Origin of the sequence: Pseudomonas sp. Cab53 (genome assembly GCF_018325965.1) — a bacterium.
Lineage (GTDB): Bacteria > Pseudomonadota > Gammaproteobacteria > Pseudomonadales > Pseudomonadaceae > Aquipseudomonas > Aquipseudomonas chlororaphis_E.
In genome coordinates this window covers 603,695-621,116 of the sequence record NZ_AP021902.1, presented here as the reverse complement: position 1 = coordinate 621,116, position 17,422 = coordinate 603,695, and the positions used below count along the sequence as shown (strand labels likewise).

General features: G+C 64.3%; 14 protein-coding genes and 1 pseudogene. 6 read left to right on the top strand and 9 right to left on the bottom strand.

The window, feature by feature from the left end:
- Nucleotides 1-12: 12 nt before the first annotated feature.
- From miaA to KI241_RS02610, 5 genes and pseudogenes are all read right to left on the bottom strand, one after another.
- Nucleotides 13-984 carry a tRNA (adenosine(37)-N6)-dimethylallyltransferase MiaA gene (miaA, locus tag KI241_RS02630; RefSeq protein ID WP_212803325.1) on the bottom strand — a complete coding sequence of 324 codons (972 nt, stop codon included), beginning with the start codon at nucleotides 982-984 and terminating at the stop codon, nucleotides 13-15.
- Nucleotides 984-2,897 carry a DNA mismatch repair endonuclease MutL gene (mutL, locus tag KI241_RS02625; RefSeq protein ID WP_042729513.1) on the bottom strand — a complete coding sequence of 638 codons (1,914 nt, stop codon included), beginning with the start codon at nucleotides 2,895-2,897 and terminating at the stop codon, nucleotides 984-986. Before mutL ends, miaA begins: the two co-directional genes overlap by 1 nt.
- Nucleotides 2,894-4,324 (bottom strand): N-acetylmuramoyl-L-alanine amidase, encoded by a 1,431-nt coding sequence (locus KI241_RS02620; protein WP_280529453.1) that lies wholly within the window; start codon nucleotides 4,322-4,324, stop codon nucleotides 2,894-2,896. The genes mutL and KI241_RS02620 overlap by 4 nt, the downstream gene beginning before the upstream one ends.
- A complete protein-coding gene (tsaE, locus tag KI241_RS02615; RefSeq protein WP_042729511.1) occupies nucleotides 4,324-4,794 on the bottom strand; it encodes a tRNA (adenosine(37)-N6)-threonylcarbamoyltransferase complex ATPase subunit type 1 TsaE in 471 nt (156 codons plus the stop codon). The genes KI241_RS02620 and tsaE overlap by 1 nt, the downstream gene beginning before the upstream one ends.
- Nucleotides 4,782-6,277: pseudogene (locus tag KI241_RS02610) on the bottom strand (NAD(P)H-hydrate dehydratase). Before KI241_RS02610 ends, tsaE begins: the two are co-directional and overlap by 13 nt.
- A gap of 63 nt (nucleotides 6,278-6,340) precedes the next feature.
- On the opposite strand from KI241_RS02610, the gene queG reads away from it, so the two are divergent.
- Nucleotides 6,341-7,420: a tRNA epoxyqueuosine(34) reductase QueG gene (queG, locus tag KI241_RS02605; RefSeq protein ID WP_042732965.1), complete on the top strand. Its 1,080-nt coding sequence runs from the start codon at nucleotides 6,341-6,343 to the stop codon at nucleotides 7,418-7,420.
- On the opposite strand, the gene KI241_RS02600 is transcribed toward queG, so the two are convergent.
- Nucleotides 7,402-8,016: a trimeric intracellular cation channel family protein gene (locus KI241_RS02600; RefSeq protein WP_172679744.1), complete on the bottom strand. Its 615-nt coding sequence runs from the start codon at nucleotides 8,014-8,016 to the stop codon at nucleotides 7,402-7,404. The genes queG and KI241_RS02600 overlap by 19 nt on opposite strands.
- Nucleotides 8,017-8,282: 266 nt before the next feature.
- The gene (orn, locus tag KI241_RS02595) at nucleotides 8,283-8,825 is read right to left on the bottom strand and encodes an oligoribonuclease (RefSeq protein ID WP_047736060.1); all 543 of its coding nucleotides are present in this window, start codon (nucleotides 8,823-8,825) and stop codon (nucleotides 8,283-8,285) included.
- A 107-nt stretch (nucleotides 8,826-8,932) separates the two neighbouring features.
- Here orn and rsgA point away from each other — a divergent pair, with 107 nt between their 5' ends.
- Nucleotides 8,933-9,964 (top strand): small ribosomal subunit biogenesis GTPase RsgA, encoded by a 1,032-nt coding sequence (rsgA, locus tag KI241_RS02590; protein WP_047736061.1) that lies wholly within the window; start codon nucleotides 8,933-8,935, stop codon nucleotides 9,962-9,964.
- Nucleotides 9,965-10,126: 162 nt separating this feature from the next.
- On the opposite strand, the gene motB is transcribed toward rsgA, so the two are convergent.
- Together motB and motA are read right to left on the bottom strand one after the other, a co-directional pair.
- Nucleotides 10,127-11,167: a flagellar motor protein MotB gene (gene motB, locus KI241_RS02585; RefSeq protein ID WP_042730531.1), complete on the bottom strand. Its 1,041-nt coding sequence runs from the start codon at nucleotides 11,165-11,167 to the stop codon at nucleotides 10,127-10,129.
- A gap of 1 nt (nucleotide 11,168) precedes the next feature.
- Complete coding sequence (gene motA, locus KI241_RS02580; protein ID WP_042730532.1) at nucleotides 11,169-12,020, bottom strand: flagellar motor stator protein MotA; 852 nt, start codon at nucleotides 12,018-12,020, stop codon at nucleotides 11,169-11,171.
- Nucleotides 12,021-12,186: 166 nt separating this feature from the next.
- Here motA and KI241_RS02575 point away from each other — a divergent pair, with 166 nt between their 5' ends.
- The 4 genes from KI241_RS02575 (at nucleotide 12,187) to KI241_RS02560 (ending at nucleotide 17,416) form a co-directional block, all read left to right on the top strand.
- Nucleotides 12,187-13,725, top strand: coding sequence for an HDOD domain-containing protein (locus KI241_RS02575; protein WP_042730533.1), 1,539 nt, complete (start codon nucleotides 12,187-12,189; stop codon nucleotides 13,723-13,725).
- Between the two features lie 42 nt (nucleotides 13,726-13,767).
- Nucleotides 13,768-14,583: a rhodanese-like domain-containing protein gene (locus tag KI241_RS02570; protein WP_212803324.1), complete on the top strand. Its 816-nt coding sequence runs from the start codon at nucleotides 13,768-13,770 to the stop codon at nucleotides 14,581-14,583.
- 19 nt (nucleotides 14,584-14,602) lie between these two features.
- A complete protein-coding gene (gene asd, locus KI241_RS02565; RefSeq protein ID WP_212803323.1) occupies nucleotides 14,603-15,463 on the top strand; it encodes an archaetidylserine decarboxylase in 861 nt (286 codons plus the stop codon).
- 192 nt (nucleotides 15,464-15,655) lie between these two features.
- Entirely contained in the window at nucleotides 15,656-17,416 is a 1,761-nt protein-coding gene (locus KI241_RS02560; RefSeq protein ID WP_212803322.1) for a molecular chaperone, read from the top strand.
- Nucleotides 17,417-17,422 lie beyond the last annotated feature (6 nt).

Genomic DNA, 17,422 nt, shown 5'->3' with positions numbered 1-17,422 from the left:
AATTGCAAGGACTCAGCTCAATATGGAGATGGTCCCGAGGTATTTCAAGGCGCGTGGCAGATTGTCGCAATCGAGACTGTCGAGCCAATGCAGGTCAGTCCAGCTGCGCAGCCAGGTGAACTGGCGTTTCGCCAATTGGCGCGTGGCAATGATCCCACGCTCCTGCATCTCGGCTGACGTCAGCTTGCCGTCAAGGTAATCCCAGACCTGGCGGTAACCCACAGCACGTATAGACGGCAACCCGGCATGCAGGTCACTTCGCTTACGCAGGGCTACGACCTCGTCGATGAATCCCTGTTCCAACATTAATGTGAATCTTTGTTCAATTCGCCGGTGCAGCACTTGCCGGCTCGCCGGAGCGATGGCCAGATTCGCGACAGTATAGGGCAATTGTTGCAGTCCCGAAGCGGCTGCTTCAGTACTTTGCGCAGATTGTCGCTGGCGCAGGGCAGTCATGCTCAGGCCACTGACCCGATAAACCTCCAGCGCCCGGCTGAGCCGCTGCGGATCGTTGGGATGAATGCGCGCGGCCGATTCCGGGTCGATCAGCGCCAATTGCGCGTGCAGGACCTGCCAGCCAAGGCGCGCGGCCTCTTCTTCGATCTGCGCGCGGACCTCGGGATCGGCCGCTGGCATGTCCGCCAGGCCGTCCACCAAGGCTTTGTAATACAGCATGGTGCCGCCCACCAGCAGTGGGATCTTGCCGCGCGCGGTGATCTCGTCCATGGCCTGGAGCGCGTCGCGACGAAAATCCGCCGCCGAATAGGCCTCGGCCGGGTCGAGAATATCGATCAGGCGGTGGGGAAATTCGGCCAGCAGCGCCTTGGACGGCTTGGCGGTGCCGATGTCCATGCCTCGGTAGACCAGCGCCGAGTCGACGCTGATCAGCTCGCAGGGCAAGACCTTGGTCAGTTCGATGGCCAGGTCGGTCTTGCCGGCGGCGGTCGGCCCCATCAGGAAAATCGCGGGTGGCAACTGGCTCATCAACGACCGCGCAAGAACAGTTTGTCCAGGTCATCCAGGCCCAATTGGGTCCAGGTCGGCCGGCCATGGTTGCATTGGCCGCTGCGCTCGGTGTTTTCCATATCCCGCAGCAGGCCGTTCATTTCCGGCAGGGCCAGGCGCCGGTTGGCGCGAATCGCGCCGTGGCAGGCCATGGTGCCGAGCAGTTCGTTCAGGTGCGCCTGGATGCGGTCGCTGGTGCCGTACTCCATCAGGTCCGCCAGCACGTCGCTGACCAACCGATTGGCCTCGGCCTGCTTCAGCAAAGCTGGAATCTGGCGGATCGCCAGGGTTTCCGGGCCCAGGCGCTGCAATTCGAAGCCCAGGCGCTGGAACCAGCCCACGTGCTCTTCGGCGCAATCGGCCTCGCGCTGGCTGACGGCCAGGGATTCGGGCACCAGCAGTGGCTGGCCGCTGAGGCCTTCGCTGGCCATGGCGATTTTCAGCCGCTCGTACATGATCCGCTCGTGGGCGGCATGCATGTCCACCAGGACCAGGCCCTGGGCGTTTTCCGAAAGGATGTAGATGCCCTTGAGCTGCGCCAAGGCGTAACCCAAGGGCGGAATGTCGCCCTGGCCGTCGGGCAAGGCCGTGGCACCGGCTTCAGGCAGCGGCTTGAAAAACTCGCGGTAGGCCGCCTGGGCCTCGGCTGCCGGTACAGTCGATTGCGGGCGTGGTGTGTATTGGTATTGATAGCCGCTGCCGGCACCGCTGCCGGCCGGGTTGTAGCTTGGCTGGGGCTGGGGCTGCTCCAGCAGCGCATTGGCCGCCAGGCGCATTTCGCCCTGGGGACCGAACTCGCCCGCCTCCAGCCCCGTGGGCCGGACCATGCCACCCACCGCGGCCGGCGCCGCGAGCTGGTCTTCCGGCCGCACATCGCCCAAGGCGCGGTGCAAGGTGCCATACAGGAAATCGTGGACCATGCGGCCGTCACGGAAGCGCACTTCGTGCTTGGTCGGGTGCACGTTGACGTCCACCACCGCCGGGTCGACTTCGAAAAACAGCACGAAGGTCGGGTGCCGGCCGTTGAACAGCACATCGCGATACGCCTGGCGCACCGCGTGGGCCACCAGCTTGTCGCGCACCGCCCGACCGTTCACGTAGAAATACTGCAAGTCGGCCTGACTGCGGGAAAAGGTCGGCAACCCGACCCAGCCCCACAGCCGCAGACCGTTGCGCTCCACCTCGATGGGCAACGCCTGTTCGAGGAAGCCCGCGCCGCACACCGCCCCCACGCGCCGGGCGCGGGCCGCGTCATCATGGGCCTCGTGCAGGCTGAGGATGGTCTTGCCGTTGTGGCGCAAATGGAACGCCACGTCAAAACGCGCCAGGGCCAGGCGCTTGATGACTTCTTGCAGGTGATCGAATTCGGTTTTCTCGGCCTTGAGAAACTTGCGCCGCGCCGGGGTATTGAAAAACAGGTCGCGCACTTCCACCGACGTGCCCACCGGATGGGCGGCCGGCTGGACTCGGGACGCCATGTCCCGGCCTTCGGTCTCGACCTGCCAGGCCTGGTCGGCGTCGCGGGTACGGGACGTGAGGGTCAAGCGCGACACCGAGCTGATGGACGCCAGCGCCTCGCCGCGAAACCCCAGGCTCATGACCCGTTCAAGGTCTTCCAGGTCGCGAATCTTGCTGGTGGCGTGGCGCGCCAGGGCCAGCGGCAGGTCATCGGAGGAGATACCGCCGCCGTCATCGCGCACCCGCAACAGCTTGACGCCACCCTGCTCGACATCCACATCGATCCGCTTGGCGCCGGAGTCGAGGCTGTTTTCCAGCAATTCCTTGATCACCGACGCCGGGCGCTCGACCACCTCGCCGGCCGCGATCTGGTTCGCCAATCGCGGGCTGAGCAGCTCGATGCGGGCGTTGCTGCCGATCACTTCATCGCTCATTGCTTGGACGCCACTTCGTTGCCGGGAATGGTCAGGGTCTGGCCGATCTTCAGTTCGTCACTCTTGAGGTTGTTGGCACTGCGCAGCGCGGCGGGCGACACCTGGTAGCGCACCGCGATCATCGCCAGGGTCTCGCCCGGGCTGACCCGATGGTCCCGCGGGCCCTGGGCGATCTTGCCGGAGTCGCGCAGCCAGGCGATGTAGGTACCCGGTGGCGGGTTCTGCTGGAAGAACTGCCGCACACCGCTGCTGATGGAACGGGCCAGCGCCTGCTGGTGGCTGGCCGACGACAGCTTCGACGCTTCGTTGGAGTTGGAGATGAAGCCGGTTTCCACCAGGATCGAGGGGATATCCGGCGACTTGAGCACCATGAACCCGGCCTGTTCGACGCGCTGCTTGTGCAGCGGCGTGACCCGACCGATGTTGCTCAGGACCTTCTGGCCGACGTTCAGGCTGGAGGTCAACGAGGCGGTCATCGACAGGTCGAGCAATACGCCGGCGAGCATGCGGTCCTTGTCATCGAGGCTGACGTTGCCGGCACCGCCGATCAGGTCGGAGCGGTTTTCACTGTCGGCCAGCCAGCGGGCGGTCTCGGACGTGGCGCCCCGGTCGGACAAGGCAAACACCGACGCCCCAAATGCCGCCGCGGAAGGTGCGGCGTCGGCGTGGATGGAGACGAACAGGTCGGCGCCTTTCTTGCGGGCGATTTCGGTACGCCCGCGCAACGGAATGAAGTAGTCGCCGGTACGGGTCAGCTCGGCGCGGAAACCTTTCATGCCGTTGACTTGGCGTTGCAGCTCACGGGCGATGGACAGCACCACGTCTTTTTCACGCTGCCCACGCGAGCCTGAGGCACCTGGGTCTTCGCCGCCGTGGCCAGCGTCGATCACCACGATGATGTCGCGCTTGCCGGCCGGTGCCGGTGGTAGCTTGATTGCAGGTTCGGCCGGGGTCACCGGCACCGCAGGCACCGTGGCGACATTGGTCGGCGGTGGTGGTGGCGGCGCGGCGTCGGCCGGGTTGTCGAACAGGTCCACCACCAGGCGGTTGCCGTACTGGGCATTGGGGGCCAGGGTGAAGCTCTTCGGGGTCACGGCCTTTTTCAGGTCGATGACCACCCGCAGGTCGGTGGGCGTACGCTGGGCCGACCGCATCGCGGTAATCGGCGTATTGGCAGTGGCGATGTTCAGCGGCGCGCCCAGGGAGGCGCCATTGATGTCGATCACCAGGCGGTCGGGGGCGGTCAGGGTGAAAACGCTATGCTGCACCGGCCCCGTCAGGTCGAACACCAGTCGAGTGTTATCCGGCGCCCGCCAGAGGCGAACGCTGCTGACCTTTGTCTCGGCCACAGCATCGACGGCCAGTGCCGTAAGCAACAGTCCTACGACAGCAACCACCGCGCGAAAGCGCATACCAAACCCCATCATCAATAGTTTTCCAATGCCAACGCGGCACACCACGACTCGCCACGCGAGCCTTGCGGCGTCAGTTTCAGCGAACGCCCGCCATTCTGCGCGCCAATGGTAATGGTCAGGTCAGGCTTTGGCAAAAAGCCTGCACCCTTGTCGGGCCATTCGATCAGGCATAAGGCGTCATCTTCGAAATAATCGCGGATACCGAGAAATTCCAGCTCTTGCGGGTCCACCAACCGATACAGGTCGAAATGAAAAGCGCGTATGTCGCCGATCTCGTAGGGCTCGACCAAGGTGAACGTAGGGCTTTTTACCGAGCCGACGTGGCCGAGGCCACGAATGATGCCACGGGACAAGGTGGTTTTCCCCGCACCAAGATCACCTTCGAGAAAAATCAGGCCATGGCCCGCCGTGGTGCGTGCGATGCGCGCACCGAATTCCGTCATGGCGTCTTCGTCCGCCACGTACAGGGTTACTTCAGACACGGTGAATGCTCCTCCAACAACTGACGAATGGCCGGGATCAGGTCGGTCGCTGCCACCCCCGGCCCGACTGACCGGCCTGGGCACCGGCATTGGCGTGCAGCCATACCGCCAGACAGGCAGCCTCGAACCCTTCCATTCCCTGGGCCAGCAACGCACCGACCACCCCGGCCAGGACATCTCCCAGGCCGGCGGTGGCCATGGCTGGATGGCCCTGGCAGCACACCGCCAGGCGACCGTCCGGGCTGGCAATCAGGCTGCCGGCGCCCTTGAGGACGACCGTAGCGGCGTACTGTTCGCTCAGCGCACGGGCCGCCGCCGGACGGTCAGCCTGCACCTGGGCCGTGGATATCCCCAGCAACCGCGCCGCCTCCCCCGGATGCGGTGTGATGACACAATCCCCCGGCAGACTGACAGCGCCGCTGCCCAGCAGGTTCAGCGCATCGGCATCCCAGACCTGCGGCAGCGGCGCATTGGCCGCCGCCGACAACAGGCTGCGCCCCCACGCGGCCTGGCCCAGGCCCGGACCGACCACCACGACACTGGCTTGCTTAAGCAGGCCCATCAATTGGTTGGCCGAATGCGTGCCCTGCACCATGACCTCGGGCAAGCGCGTCAAGGCCGACGCTACATGCTCGCTGCGGGTGGCCATGGAGACCATGCCCGCGCCGCAGCGCAGGGCGCTTTCGGCGCTCATCTGGATCGCGCCGCCAAAACCCCGATCGCCGCCGATCAGCAACACATGGCCGAACTTGCCCTTGTGGGCGGTGGCGGCGCGCGATGCCAGGCGTGGCAGATTGTGCGCCGAGACCAGTCGAGCGCTGACCGGCGCCGACTCGACGAGATCCGGGTCGGCCTGCAGGTCGTTGAACACCGGCTCACCGACCCGGTCCGCCGCTTCGCCGGTGAACAGCCCCAGCTTCAGACCGATGAAGGTGACGGTCAGGTCGGCCGTCACCGCCGTGCCCAGCACTCTTCCGGTGTCGGCACACAAGCCCGAGGGGATGTCCACCGCCGCCACCGGCAGGCCACTGACGTTAATGGTGTCAATGGCACGCACATACGGTTCGCGAACCTCGCCGTTCAGGCCAGTGCCGAGCAATGCGTCCAGCAGCACGCCGCGCAATGCGGATTCGTCCGACCACGGCTCCACCGGTACACCCACGGCAATGGCTTCGGCGTGGGCATTGGCGGCATCCCCCTGCAATCGCCGGGGCTCGCCCACCGCCAGCACCCGCACCGTCCAGCCCGCACGGCGCGCCAGGGTCGCAACCAGGTAGCCGTCGCCGGCGTTGTTGCCGTGACCGGCAAGTACGGTCAATTCACGGGCATCGGGCCAGCGCCGGACGATTGCGCGCCAGGTGGCGCGGGCCGCGCGCTGCATCAATTCGAAGCCCGTGGTGCCTGCCGCGATCAGCGCGTCGAGGGCCCGCACTTGCGCGGCGCTGTACAGCGCGTCGGGAAAATCATCTTTAGTGTGCGGCATGCGTCTTCGGGCTCCGATGTCTGGCAGAATTATACGCATCTCAGCTCCGGTTTCTCTCGCCTCATGCCCGCCATCCCCACAGACCTCCCCGCCCTCGCCCAATCCATCAAGGAGTGGGGCCGCGAGCTGGGCTTCCAGCAGGTCGGCATCAGCGGCCTGGACCTCGCCGAGCATGAACGGCACCTGCAACGCTGGCTCGAAGCGGGCTACCACGGCGAAATGGACTACATGGGCGCCCATGGCAGCAAGCGCTCGCACCCCGAAGAGCTGGTGCCCGGCACCCTGCGGGTGGTGTCCCTGCGTATGGACTACCTGCCGGGCGACACCCAGATGGCGCAAATGCTCGGCCAACCGGAAAAAGCCTACGTCTCGCGTTATGCATTGGGCCGCGATTACCACAAATTGATCCGCAAGCGCGTGCAACAACTGGCCGAAAAAATCCAGGCCGTCATCGGCCCCTTCGGTTATCGCGCCTTCGTCGACAGCGCTCCGGTCCTGGAGAAAGCCATCGCCGAACAGGCCGGGCTTGGCTGGATCGGTAAAAACACCCTGGTACTGAACCGCAAGGCCGGCAGTTACTTCTTCCTGAGCGAGCTGTTCGTCGACCTGCCGCTGCCGACAGATCCACCCCATGCCAGCGAGCATTGTGGAAAATGCACCGCCTGCCTGGACATTTGTCCGACGAACGCCTTCGTCGGGCCCTACGTGCTGGATGCCCGTCGCTGCATTTCCTACCTGACCATCGAGCTCAAAAGCGCCATTCCGGAGGCATTGCGACCGTTGATCGGCAACCGAGTGTTCGGTTGCGACGACTGCCAGATCGTCTGCCCCTGGAACCGCTTCGCCCGCCCCTCTGGCGAGAGCGACTTCAAGCCTCGCCATAACCTCGACAACGCCGGCCTGGCCGAGCTGTTCCTGTGGGACGAGCAAACGTTCCTCAGCAGCACCGAAGGCTCGCCGCTGCGGCGGGCCGGCTACGAACGCTGGCTGCGCAACCTGGCGGTCGGCCTGGGCAACGCCCCCTCAACCATCCCGGTGTTGCAGGCGCTGGAAGCGCGGCGCGACTACCCCTCGGAATTGGTGCGCGAACATGTCGAATGGGCGCTGCGCCAGCATGCGCAACGTCAGACCTCGTCGTTATAGACGAACTTGGGCATTTCCCAGTGAAAGCGGATCGCCAGGAGCCGCAGCAGGAAACCGCCGAACAAGGTGATGAGGATCGCCTGTTCGCTCGGCAATTGCAGGTAGACACAGAGCAGGTAGCACCACGCCGCGGCAAACGAGACGCTGGCGTACAACTCGCGGCGGAAGATCAGTGGAATATCGTTGCAGAAGATGTCCCGCAGGATGCCGCCAAACACCCCGGTGATCACCCCGCTGACCGAGGCCACCAGCATGCCGTGGCCCATTTCCAGGGCCGTCATGCAGCCGATCAGGGTGAACGCCACCAGACCCAGGGCGTCGAGCACCAGGAACAACGAGCGCAGATGGCGCATCCAGCGCGCCAGGAAAACCGTCAGCATCGCCGCCGCGGTGGTCAGCACCAGGTACTCCGGGTGTTTGACCCAGGTGAGCGGGTAATGCCCGAGCAACACGTCACGCACCGAGCCGCCACCCAGCGCGGTGACGCAGGCAATCAGCACCACGCCAAACCAGTCCATGCCGCGACGCCCGGCAGACAGGGCGCCGGTCATGGCTTCGGCGGTGATGGCGATCAGGTAAAGCATCAACAACATGATGGCGGTCCTTGCAGGAGGGCGCGCAGTCTAGCCATTTCGGACAGGCACCAAAAGAGGGCAGCTCCGACATCCCCAACACGGAACCCGTGGCGAGGGGATTTATCCCCGTTGGGCTGCGCAGCAGCCCCTGATACGCCTGACCAAGCGACCTGACACACGGGGTATCAGGTTTTTGGGGCTGCTACGCAGCCCAACGGGGATAAATCCCCTCGCCACAAGAGCGGAGCAAGCTCCCTCGCCACAACAGCAATCTCGCTGGGTGCCGGTCAGAACTTGATGAAATGCTTGCGGTAATGCTGCAACTCGGCGATGGACTCGCGGATGTCGTCCAGGGCCAGGTGGCTGCCGCCTTTCTGGAAACTGTCACGCACGTGTGGCGCCCAGCGAGCCGCCAGTTCCTTGAGGGTGGAGACGTCCAGGTTGCGGTAATGGAAGTAGCTTTCCAGGGATTTCATGTGGGTATAAAGGAAGCGGCGGTCCTGGCAGATGCTGTTGCCGCAGATCGGCGACTTGCCTTTCGGCACCCACTGCTCCAGGAAGGCGATGGTCTGGGCCTCGGCCTCGGCCATGCTGATCTTGCTGTCGCGCACTCGCTGGGTCAGGCCCGAGCCGCCGTGCTGGCGGGTATTCCATTCGTCCATGCCGGCGAGGATTTCGTCGCTGTGATGGATCGCAATCACCGGGCCTTCGGCCAGGGTGTTGAGGTCGCTGTCGGTGACGATGGTGGCCATTTCGATGATGACGTCGGTGTCAGGGTTCAGACCGGTCATTTCCAGGTCGATCCAGATCAGGTTCTGCGGATTTTGCATGGGGGGCTCCTCGGCGTAGCCCAGCAGTTTAGCCTAGGCCGGCCCTCGGGCGTGCTAAACTCGCGGCCGTTTTACCTAATCGCTGCATTTCTTCATACGGAACACCCATGGCCAAACGCCAACTCAATCGTCGTCAGAACTGGCGCATCGAAAAGATCCAGGGCGAACGCGCCGCCCGCGCCGCCAAGCGCGAATCCAGCGCTGTCGAGGCCCTGGAGGGTGGCGACCTGGGCCCTGAACAGACCGGCCTGGTGATCGCGCACTTCGGTGTGCAGGTCGAGGTCGAGGCCCGCGAAGGCGAGTTGGCCGGCCAGGTGTTCCGCTGCCATCTGCGGGCCAACCTGCCGGCACTGGTCACCGGCGACCAGGTGGTCTGGCGCGCCGGCAACCAGGGCATCGGCGTGATCGTGGCGCAATTGCCGCGCCACACCGAGCTGTGCCGTCCGGACAGCCGCGGCCAGCTCAAGCCGGTGGCGGCCAACGTCGACATGATCGTCATCGTGTTCGCCCCGTTGCCCGAGCCCCATGCCAACCTGATCGACCGTTACCTGGTGGCCGCCGAACATGCCGGCATCCGCCCGTTGTTGCTGCTCAACAAGTTCGACCTGATCGACGCGCACAACGCCCCGGCGCTGAACGCCCTGCTGTCGGTCTATCGGGACCTGGGCTATCCGGTGCTGGAAGTCTCGGCCCACCACGGCAACGGCATGGAGCAGTTGCAACGGCAACTGGACGGGCGCATCAGTGTGTTCGTCGGCCAGTCCGGGGTCGGCAAGTCGTCTCTGGTCAACAGCCTGCTGCCAGAGGTCGAGACCCGGGTCGGGCCGCTTTCCGAACTGTCCGGCCAGGGCACCCATACCACCACCACCGCGCGGTTGTTCCACTTCCCCGGCGGCGGTGAACTGATCGACTCGCCGGGCATCCGCGAATTCGGCCTGGGCCACGTCAGCCGGGCCGATGTGGAAGCCGGTTTCATCGAGTTCAACGAGTTGATCGGTACCTGCCGCTTCCGCGACTGCAAGCACGACCGCGAACCCGGTTGCGCCCTGCTCAAGGCCCTGGAAGAAGGCCGCGTGCACCAACAACGGATGAACAGCTACCGCTCGATCATCGCCAGCTTGCCGGACAGCAGTTACTGACTGTAGGAATACACAATTTCCGTGGCGAGGGAGCTTGCTCCCGCTTGAGCGCGAAGCGCTCACCAAAAGGACTGCTTTGCAGCCCGGCGGGAGCAAGCTCCCTCGCCACGGGAATTGCGAAAGATAAAAAAAAGCCGACAGTCATGTCGGCTTTTTCATGGGTCACTGCCCAGGCGTTGCGGGCGGTTTGGGCGCCGCATCGTCAAACAGGTTCAACCGTTCGCGCAGTTCGTGGGCCGGCACCGGTTGCTGGTCCGCCGGCAACGCGTTCGGGTCCACCGCCGCGCCTGACGGCGTTGCCGGGGCTTCACCGGGGGCGCCCTGACCCTGGACAGGGTCTGGCGCCGGGTCGTTGGTTTGCGAACCTTCGATGGCTTTTTGAGCCTTCTTGGTCAGCACCACGATGTCGATACGCCGGTTGATCGGGTTGAACGGGTCCTTGCGGTCGAACAATGCCGAGGAGGCATAACCGACCACCCGCGCCACCTGCTCATCCGGATAACTGCCAGCCACCAGGGCGCGACGTGCGGCGTTGGCGCGGTTGGCAGAGAGCTCCCAGTTACCGTAGTCACCCTTGCCGACGTACGGCTTGGCGTCGGTATGGCCGCTGATGCTGATCTTGTTCGGCACCGCCTTGATGGTGTCGGCCATGGCCAGCAGGATGTCCTCGAAATAAGGCTTCAGGCGCGCGCTGCCGGAGTCGAACATCGGCCGGTTCTCGGCATCCGTGATCTGGATGCGCAAGCCGTTCGGCGTGATCTCGAACAGGATCTGGTCCTTGAACTTCTGCAATTGCGGGTTCTCGTCGACCTTGTTCTGCAACTCCTGCAGCAGCAATTCCAGGCGCTCGCGCTCGACCTGCTCGGCCATGCCCTCGACCTGATCGGTGTCCACCGTCACCTTGTCGGGCTGTGGCTGGGACTTGACTTCAGGGTTGAGGGTATTGTCCGGCGCCAGGGTCGGCGAACCACCCAGGTCGATGATGTAGGGCGTGCCACTTTCGGAGAAGCCGATTGGGTCCTTGAAGTAACCGGCGATGGCGATTTTCTGCTCCGGGGTGGCCGTGGACAGCAGCCACAGCACCAGGAAGAACGCCATCATCGCCGTCGCGAAGTCGGCGAAGGCGATTTTCCAGGCACCCCCGTGGTGTCCAGCGGCGATGCGCTTGACACGCTTGATGATGATCGGCTGGTTATTTTCCATATCAGCGACCGCGAACTGCTTGTTCCAGCTCGGCGAAGCTTGGACGGTGCGCCGGGTACAGGACCTTGCGGCCGAACTCCACCGCCAGCGACGGCGGCATGCCCGAGGCAGACGCTACCAGGGAGGCCTTGATGGCCTCGTAGACGTTCAGTTCTTCCTTGGCGTCATGGGCCAGGGAATGGGCCAGGGGGCCGAAGAAGCCATACGCCGCCAGGATACCGAAGAAGGTCCCCACCAGCGCCGCACCCACGTGCAAGCCGATGGACGCCTGGTCGCCTTCGCCCAGGGACGCCATGGTCACCACGATCCCCAGTACCGCCGCAACGATACCGAAGCCGGGCATGCCATCAGCGATGCCGGTGACCGCGTGGGATGGGTGTTCCAGGTCTTCCTTCAGGTTGTAGAGCTCCATGTCGAACAGCCCTTCGAGCTCATGGGGCGCCATGTTGCCCGAGGACATGATCCGCAGGTAATCGCAGATGAACGCCGTCATGCGGGCGTCCTTGAGCACGGCTGGGTACTTGGCGAAGATCGGGCTGGCGGCGGCGTCTTCGATATCGCCTTCGATCGCCATCATGCCTTCGCGGCGGCTTTTGTTGAGGATCTCGTACACCAGCCCCAGCACCTCGATGTAGAAGGTATGGGTGAAGCGCGAGCTGAACATGGTCAAGGATTTCTTGATCACGTGCATGGTCATATAGCCAGGGTTGGCCTGCAGGAAAGCGCCAAAGGCCGCACCGCCGATGATCATCACCTCGAAGGGCTGGATCAGGGCGGCAATCTTGCCATGGGAGAGCACGTATCCGCCGAGCACGCTCGCGAACACGACAATGATGCCGATAATTTTAGCCATAGATAGAAAGTACTTATTTAAGTCGGGTTCAAGGTCATATTCGGAAGCTGAAAAATCTCTTCTTCTACTTATCGGCAAAACTGCGCCAGACTATAGCCAGTTCCGGCGAAAAGCCAATTTGCCCCGTTCCGGGCGTAGATAATTCATGGGATGATCGCGTCCAACCATGGCTAATGTATCGAACGTCCCGACTCCAAGACCGTCCACCCTCGAAGGCTGGGTAAAGCTGCTCCAGGGTGTCCACCTGCCGGTGCCCCAGGCCAGCCACGACCTGGTCTGCAAGGCGCTTGCCGACAGCCGCCGCTCGTTGCGCGACATCGCCGAGCTGATGCAGGAAAGCCCAGCCCTGGCCCTGAGCGTCATCCGCGAAGCCAACCATCACACCCATGGCAGCCTCGCCGAACCGGCGGAAAACCTTGAAGTCGCCCTCAACCGCCTCGGCCTCAAGCGCACCGAGCAATTGCTCGCGCGCCTGCCTTCGCTGCCCGAGCAGCAGATCCCCGTGACCCTGCGCCAACTGCAACTGATCAGCCAGCACGCCACGCAACAGGCCAACGGTTTTTTCTCCAGCCGCCTGGCGCGGTTGTGGCAGGACATCCACTGGGGCAGCCTGCTGTTCCTCTCGCCGCTCTGGCCCCTGGCCCTGACGCACCCGCGGCTGCTCGGGGAGTGGGAGCTGCGGGTCATCCATAAAGGCCAGTCGGCCAGCCAGGTCGAGCACGAACTGTTCGGCGTCGGCCTGCTGGAGATCTGCCTGGGCGTGGTCGAAGCCTGGCGCCTGCCGATCTGGGTGGTGCAAGGCTACCGCTTGCTGCTCAACGAACGGCGCGAATTGGTGAAAGTGCTGCGTATCGCTCGGGACAGCGAGCACCCGTTGCGCCAGCAGAATCGCCTGGACGATGACCCGACCCTGCGGCGCTGGCTCAATCAGCCGGCCAACACCGTGCTGCTGGCCAACGGCCTGGCCCTTTCCGCGCACCAGGCCTGGGACGCCCCCCACATCGCCCGCTGGCAATACCTCACCAGTTTGTATCTGCAAATTTCAATGGACGATGTCCAGCAGCAACTGCACCAACAAGCCGCCAACAGCGCCCGGCAACACGCCATGCCAGACCTCTGGCACCCGGCCGAGGCCCTGATCTGGCCCTGGGGCAGTCGCCGCGTCCAGCCCGGCCAACGGTCGACGCCCCCGCCCAGCGCCCCGGACCTGAGCCAGTGGCGCAAGCAATGCTCGGCCCTGCTGGTGGAACCGAGCCCGTTCAGCAACGCCATGCACCTGACCAGTTCGGCTCGCGATGTGCTGGTGGCCTGCGGCATGCGCCGGGTGATGATCCTGATGGCCGACCGCAGCCAGACCAGCGTGCGCGTGCACCAAACCGCCGGCCTGGCGAAAGAGGTCGCGGCGATGAGTTTCCCCATCGCACAGAGCAAGGTCTTGCAGCGGTTGCTGGCCCAACAGGCCCAGGTACGCCTGAACCCGGACAACAATGCCCAGTTCTCCGCGTTACTGCCGCCGGGCCTGCGCGCCCTGTTCAAGGGCGAGCACCTGCTGCTGCGCTCACTGACCTGCAACGGCCGGGTGATCATGCTCGTCGTCGTGGACCAGGGCGGCGGCCCTTTCTCGGACGTCACCGTGCAGGCCTTCGGCAAAACCGTGCAATGCATCGAAAGGGCCCTGCACACCTTTACCAACCGGGGCCGTTGAACTTGCTACAATCCTTTCCCTTTGCGCCCCTGGAGACCTCACATGCCTGACTTCTCTGGCTTGCCGCTGGTGATCGAGCCGAGCGAGCTGCTGCCGCGCCTCGACGCCCGCGAACTGATCCTGGTGGACCTGACCAGCGCCGCCCGCTACAGCACCGGGCACATTCCCGGCGCCCGCTTCGTCGACCCCAAGCGCACGCAACTGGGCCAGCCACCGGCGCCGGGCCTGTTGCCGGCAAAAGCCGACCTGGAGGCCCTGTTCGGCGAACTCGGGCACCACCCGGACGCGGTGTACGTGGTGTACGACGATGAAGGCGGCGGTTGGGCCGGACGGTTCATCTGGCTGCTGGACGTGATCGGCCACGGCAACTACCACTACCTCGACGGCGGCCTGCTGGCCTGGCTGGACGAGGGCCTGCCGGTGTCCACAGACGCACCCGCGCCCGGCGACGGCTCAGTGAGCCTCACGTTGCACGACGCGCCAACCGCCACCCGCGAATACCTGCAAAGCCGCCTCGGCGCCGCCGACCTGGCCATCTGGGACGCGCGCGGCCCACTGGAGTACTCCGGCGAGAAAGTCGTCGCGGCCAGGGGCGGGCACATTCCCGGCGCAGTCAATTTCGAATGGACGGCCGGCATGGACCAGGCCCGCAGCCTGCGCATCCGCAAGGATATGCCGCAGATCCTCGAACAACTGGGCATCACGCCCGACAAAGAAATCATCACCCACTGCCAGACCCACCATCGTTCTGGCTTCACCTATCTTGTGGCCAAGGCGCTCGGTTATCCGAGGGTCAAAGGCTATGCCGGTTCCTGGGGCGAATGGGGCAACCACCCCGACACCCCCATCGAACGTTGAAGGCTCTTAAGGACCGTTAATGAAAAACCGTTTGTTCATCCTCTCTCAGTACCTGCTGCCCCACCACCTGCTGTCGCGGCTGGCCGGTTGCATTGCCGAATGCCGCGTGCGCTGGTTCAAGAATGCCTTCACCGCGTGGTTCGCCAAGCGCTATCAAGTGGACATGTCCCAGGCCTTGGTGGAAGACCTGACCGCCTACGAACACTTCAACGCGTTCTTCACCCGCGCCCTGAAAGACGGCGCGCGGCCGCTGGACGAAACCCCGGGCGCGATCCTCTGCCCGGCCGACGGCGCGGTCAGCCAGCTTGGCCCGATCGAGCATGGCCGGGTGTTCCAGGCCAAGGGCCACAGCTTCAGCGTACTGGAGCTGCTGGGCGGCGATGCGGCCAATGCCGCGCCGTTCATGGGCGGTGATTTCGCCACGATCTACCTGTCCCCGAAGGACTACCACCGCGTGCACATGCCGCTGGCCGGCACCCTGCGGGAGATGGTCTACATTCCCGGACGGATTTTCTCGGTGAACCAGACCACGGCCGAAAACGTGCCGGAGCTGTTCGCCCGCAACGAACGCGTGGCGTGCATCTTCGACACCGAACGCGGGCCAATGGCCGTGGTGCTGGTGGGAGCGATGATCGTGGCCTCGATCGAGACCGTCTGGGCCGGTTTGGTCACGCCGCCCAAGCGTGAACTGAAGACGTTCCGCTACGACGAAGCGGCCCGTGCACCGATCCACCTGGAAAAAGGGGCCGAACTGGGGCGCTTCAAGCTGGGTTCCACGGCCATCGTACTGTTCGGGCCGAACCAGGTGAAATGGGTTGAAAGCCTGGTGGCCGGTTCGCCGGTGCAGATGGGCCAAGGCCTGGCACTGCCAAAGGCCTGAGTAAAAGATCAAATGTGGGAGCGAGCTTGCTCGCGATGGCGATATAACAGTCACCTCGATGGCGACTGTCCTGGCGTCATCGCGAGCAAGCTCGCTCCCACAGGGTATCCAGCATAGATAGCGCACCTCCTTCGGCTACAACTGCTAGAGTTGGAACATCACGTTTGTTTCCCGCCGGAGCCCGTCCACGGCATGAATGAGACCAGCCCTCTCCAGTTGCTGCGTGTCCTGTCCCCGACGCAATCGCGCCTGTCGTTCTGCGAAGCCACGCCGCGCGACCTCAAGCGCTGGATCGCCGACCTGCCCAAGGCCAACATCGGCGAAACCGCCCGCCTGTTGTACCAGGCCCTTGGCGAACTCAACCAGTTGCTCACGCCCAGCGACAATCGCCTGCAATTGCTCGAATTGCTGCGCCCCGAGGTGTATTACGTCTGCAAGCACCTGGAGCGGCACTTCCTGCAACAGGCCATCGTGCTGGATGACCGCTCGCGCAAGATCGTCAACCTCTGCCAGGCCCTGCAAACCCAGCTGGCGATGGGTTACAAACAGATCGTGGCACGCATCGCATCCAAGTACACCAAGGACCGCGCCCGCCTGCTCAGCACCGCATTGCAGCGCGCCATGCACGCCCTCGATGGCCCGCTGATTCGCGCCAGCCAGCTCTACAGCCCTGTGCCTGAAGGCTTGTGGCTCGATTTGCACCAGTTATACCGGATTGCCTGCCAGCACCGTTTGCAACAACAAAGCGTGAGCGACGAACTGGCCAGCCAGGTTCACCAGTTGAGCCCCGAGCAAACCTACATCGTCGCCCTGTTGCTGGGCGCCTCACGCAGCAATCAGCTGCGCCAGGGCCAGATCGCGCGACTGGCCGAAGCCCTGGAGGCGTGGAGCCAGTGGGTCAGGCTCGACCCTGCCAGCAACGCCACCAGCCTGTTCGCCGTCGCCGCGGAACTGGATGTCGGGCCACGCTACCGCTCCAAGTTCAGGGCCGAGCAGCAACCGACATTGCAGGGCTTCGATCCGCAGCCATTGGTGCGCATGATCGCCACCCACCTGGAACAGCCGGCCGCCCCGGCCCTGTCGGTACCGGCCGGGATGAACACCGACACCTTGAATCACTTGCAGGCGGCCTGGGGCGAGGCGGCCGAGCGCAGCTTCCAGCGCATGGAAGGCAACGGGACATTGACGCTGTGCGTGGGCATGAGTGCGCTGCACTACTACCTCGGCGGTGAACGCTCGTTCAGCGAAATCCTGAAGAAACCCACCACGCGCAAGGCCCGGTTCGAAGCCGCGCCAACCAAGCACAGCGACACTTGGGGCCAGGCCTTCGACGCCGCACCCAACGGAGACAGCGAACTGCTGCCCTATGAGGAAATCGAGTACCCGGCCAATCCATCCGATGAGGACAGCAGCAGTTCCGACCGCCAGCATCATTTTCCCACCTATGACCTGCCGATCATCAACCACAGCCCGGGTGGGTATTGCCTAGGCTGGCCGAAAGAGGTGCCGGAGCAACTGCAAGCCGGGGAAATGATCGGTATCCGGGACGCCAGCGATCAATCCTGGAGCATCGCCGTCGTGCGCTGGATCCGACAGGTGCGCAACGGCGCCATGCAAATGGGTATCGAGCTGGTGGCACCTTATGCCCAGCCCTGCGGCCTGCAACTGGTGCGCGAAGAGAACGAGCACGGCCACTACCTGCGCGGGCTGCTGCTGCCGGAGATCAGCGCCGTCGACCTGCCCCCCACCATGATTGCCCCGCGCCTGCCCTTCCAGGAGGGCCAGCGCGTGCTGATCAACACCAACGGCCAGGAGCGCCGCGCCGGGCTGGACCGCCGGATCACCAGCACCCACAGCTTCAATCAGTTTTCCTATCACCAGGAGAACGCAGCCGACACCCAGGGCGGCGGCGAAGCGGAGGGGGATTTCGATTCGTTGTGGAAGTCGCTCTAAGGCCAG

Bases quoted from the DNA above. Each gene is read 5' to 3' on its own strand.
- miaA (WP_212803325.1), bottom strand. From the start codon at position 984: ATGAGCCAGTTGCCACCCGCGATTTTCCTGATGGGGCCGACCGCCGCC.
- mutL (WP_042729513.1), bottom strand. From the start codon at position 2,897: ATGAGCGATGAAGTGATCGGCAGCAACGCCCGCATCGAGCTGCTCAGC.
- KI241_RS02620 (WP_280529453.1), bottom strand. From the start codon at position 4,324: ATGATGGGGTTTGGTATGCGCTTTCGCGCGGTGGTTGCTGTCGTAGGA.
- queG (WP_042732965.1), top strand. From the start codon at position 6,341: ATGCCCGCCATCCCCACAGACCTCCCCGCCCTCGCCCAATCCATCAAG.
- orn (WP_047736060.1), bottom strand. From the start codon at position 8,825: ATGCAAAATCCGCAGAACCTGATCTGGATCGACCTGGAAATGACCGGT.
- rsgA (WP_047736061.1), top strand. From the start codon at position 8,933: ATGGCCAAACGCCAACTCAATCGTCGTCAGAACTGGCGCATCGAAAAG.
- motB (WP_042730531.1), bottom strand. From the start codon at position 11,167: ATGGAAAATAACCAGCCGATCATCATCAAGCGTGTCAAGCGCATCGCC.
- motA (WP_042730532.1), bottom strand. From the start codon at position 12,020: ATGGCTAAAATTATCGGCATCATTGTCGTGTTCGCGAGCGTGCTCGGC.
- KI241_RS02575 (WP_042730533.1), top strand. From the start codon at position 12,187: ATGGCTAATGTATCGAACGTCCCGACTCCAAGACCGTCCACCCTCGAA.
- KI241_RS02570 (WP_212803324.1), top strand. From the start codon at position 13,768: ATGCCTGACTTCTCTGGCTTGCCGCTGGTGATCGAGCCGAGCGAGCTG.
- asd (WP_212803323.1), top strand. From the start codon at position 14,603: ATGAAAAACCGTTTGTTCATCCTCTCTCAGTACCTGCTGCCCCACCAC.
- KI241_RS02560 (WP_212803322.1), top strand. From the start codon at position 15,656: ATGAATGAGACCAGCCCTCTCCAGTTGCTGCGTGTCCTGTCCCCGACG.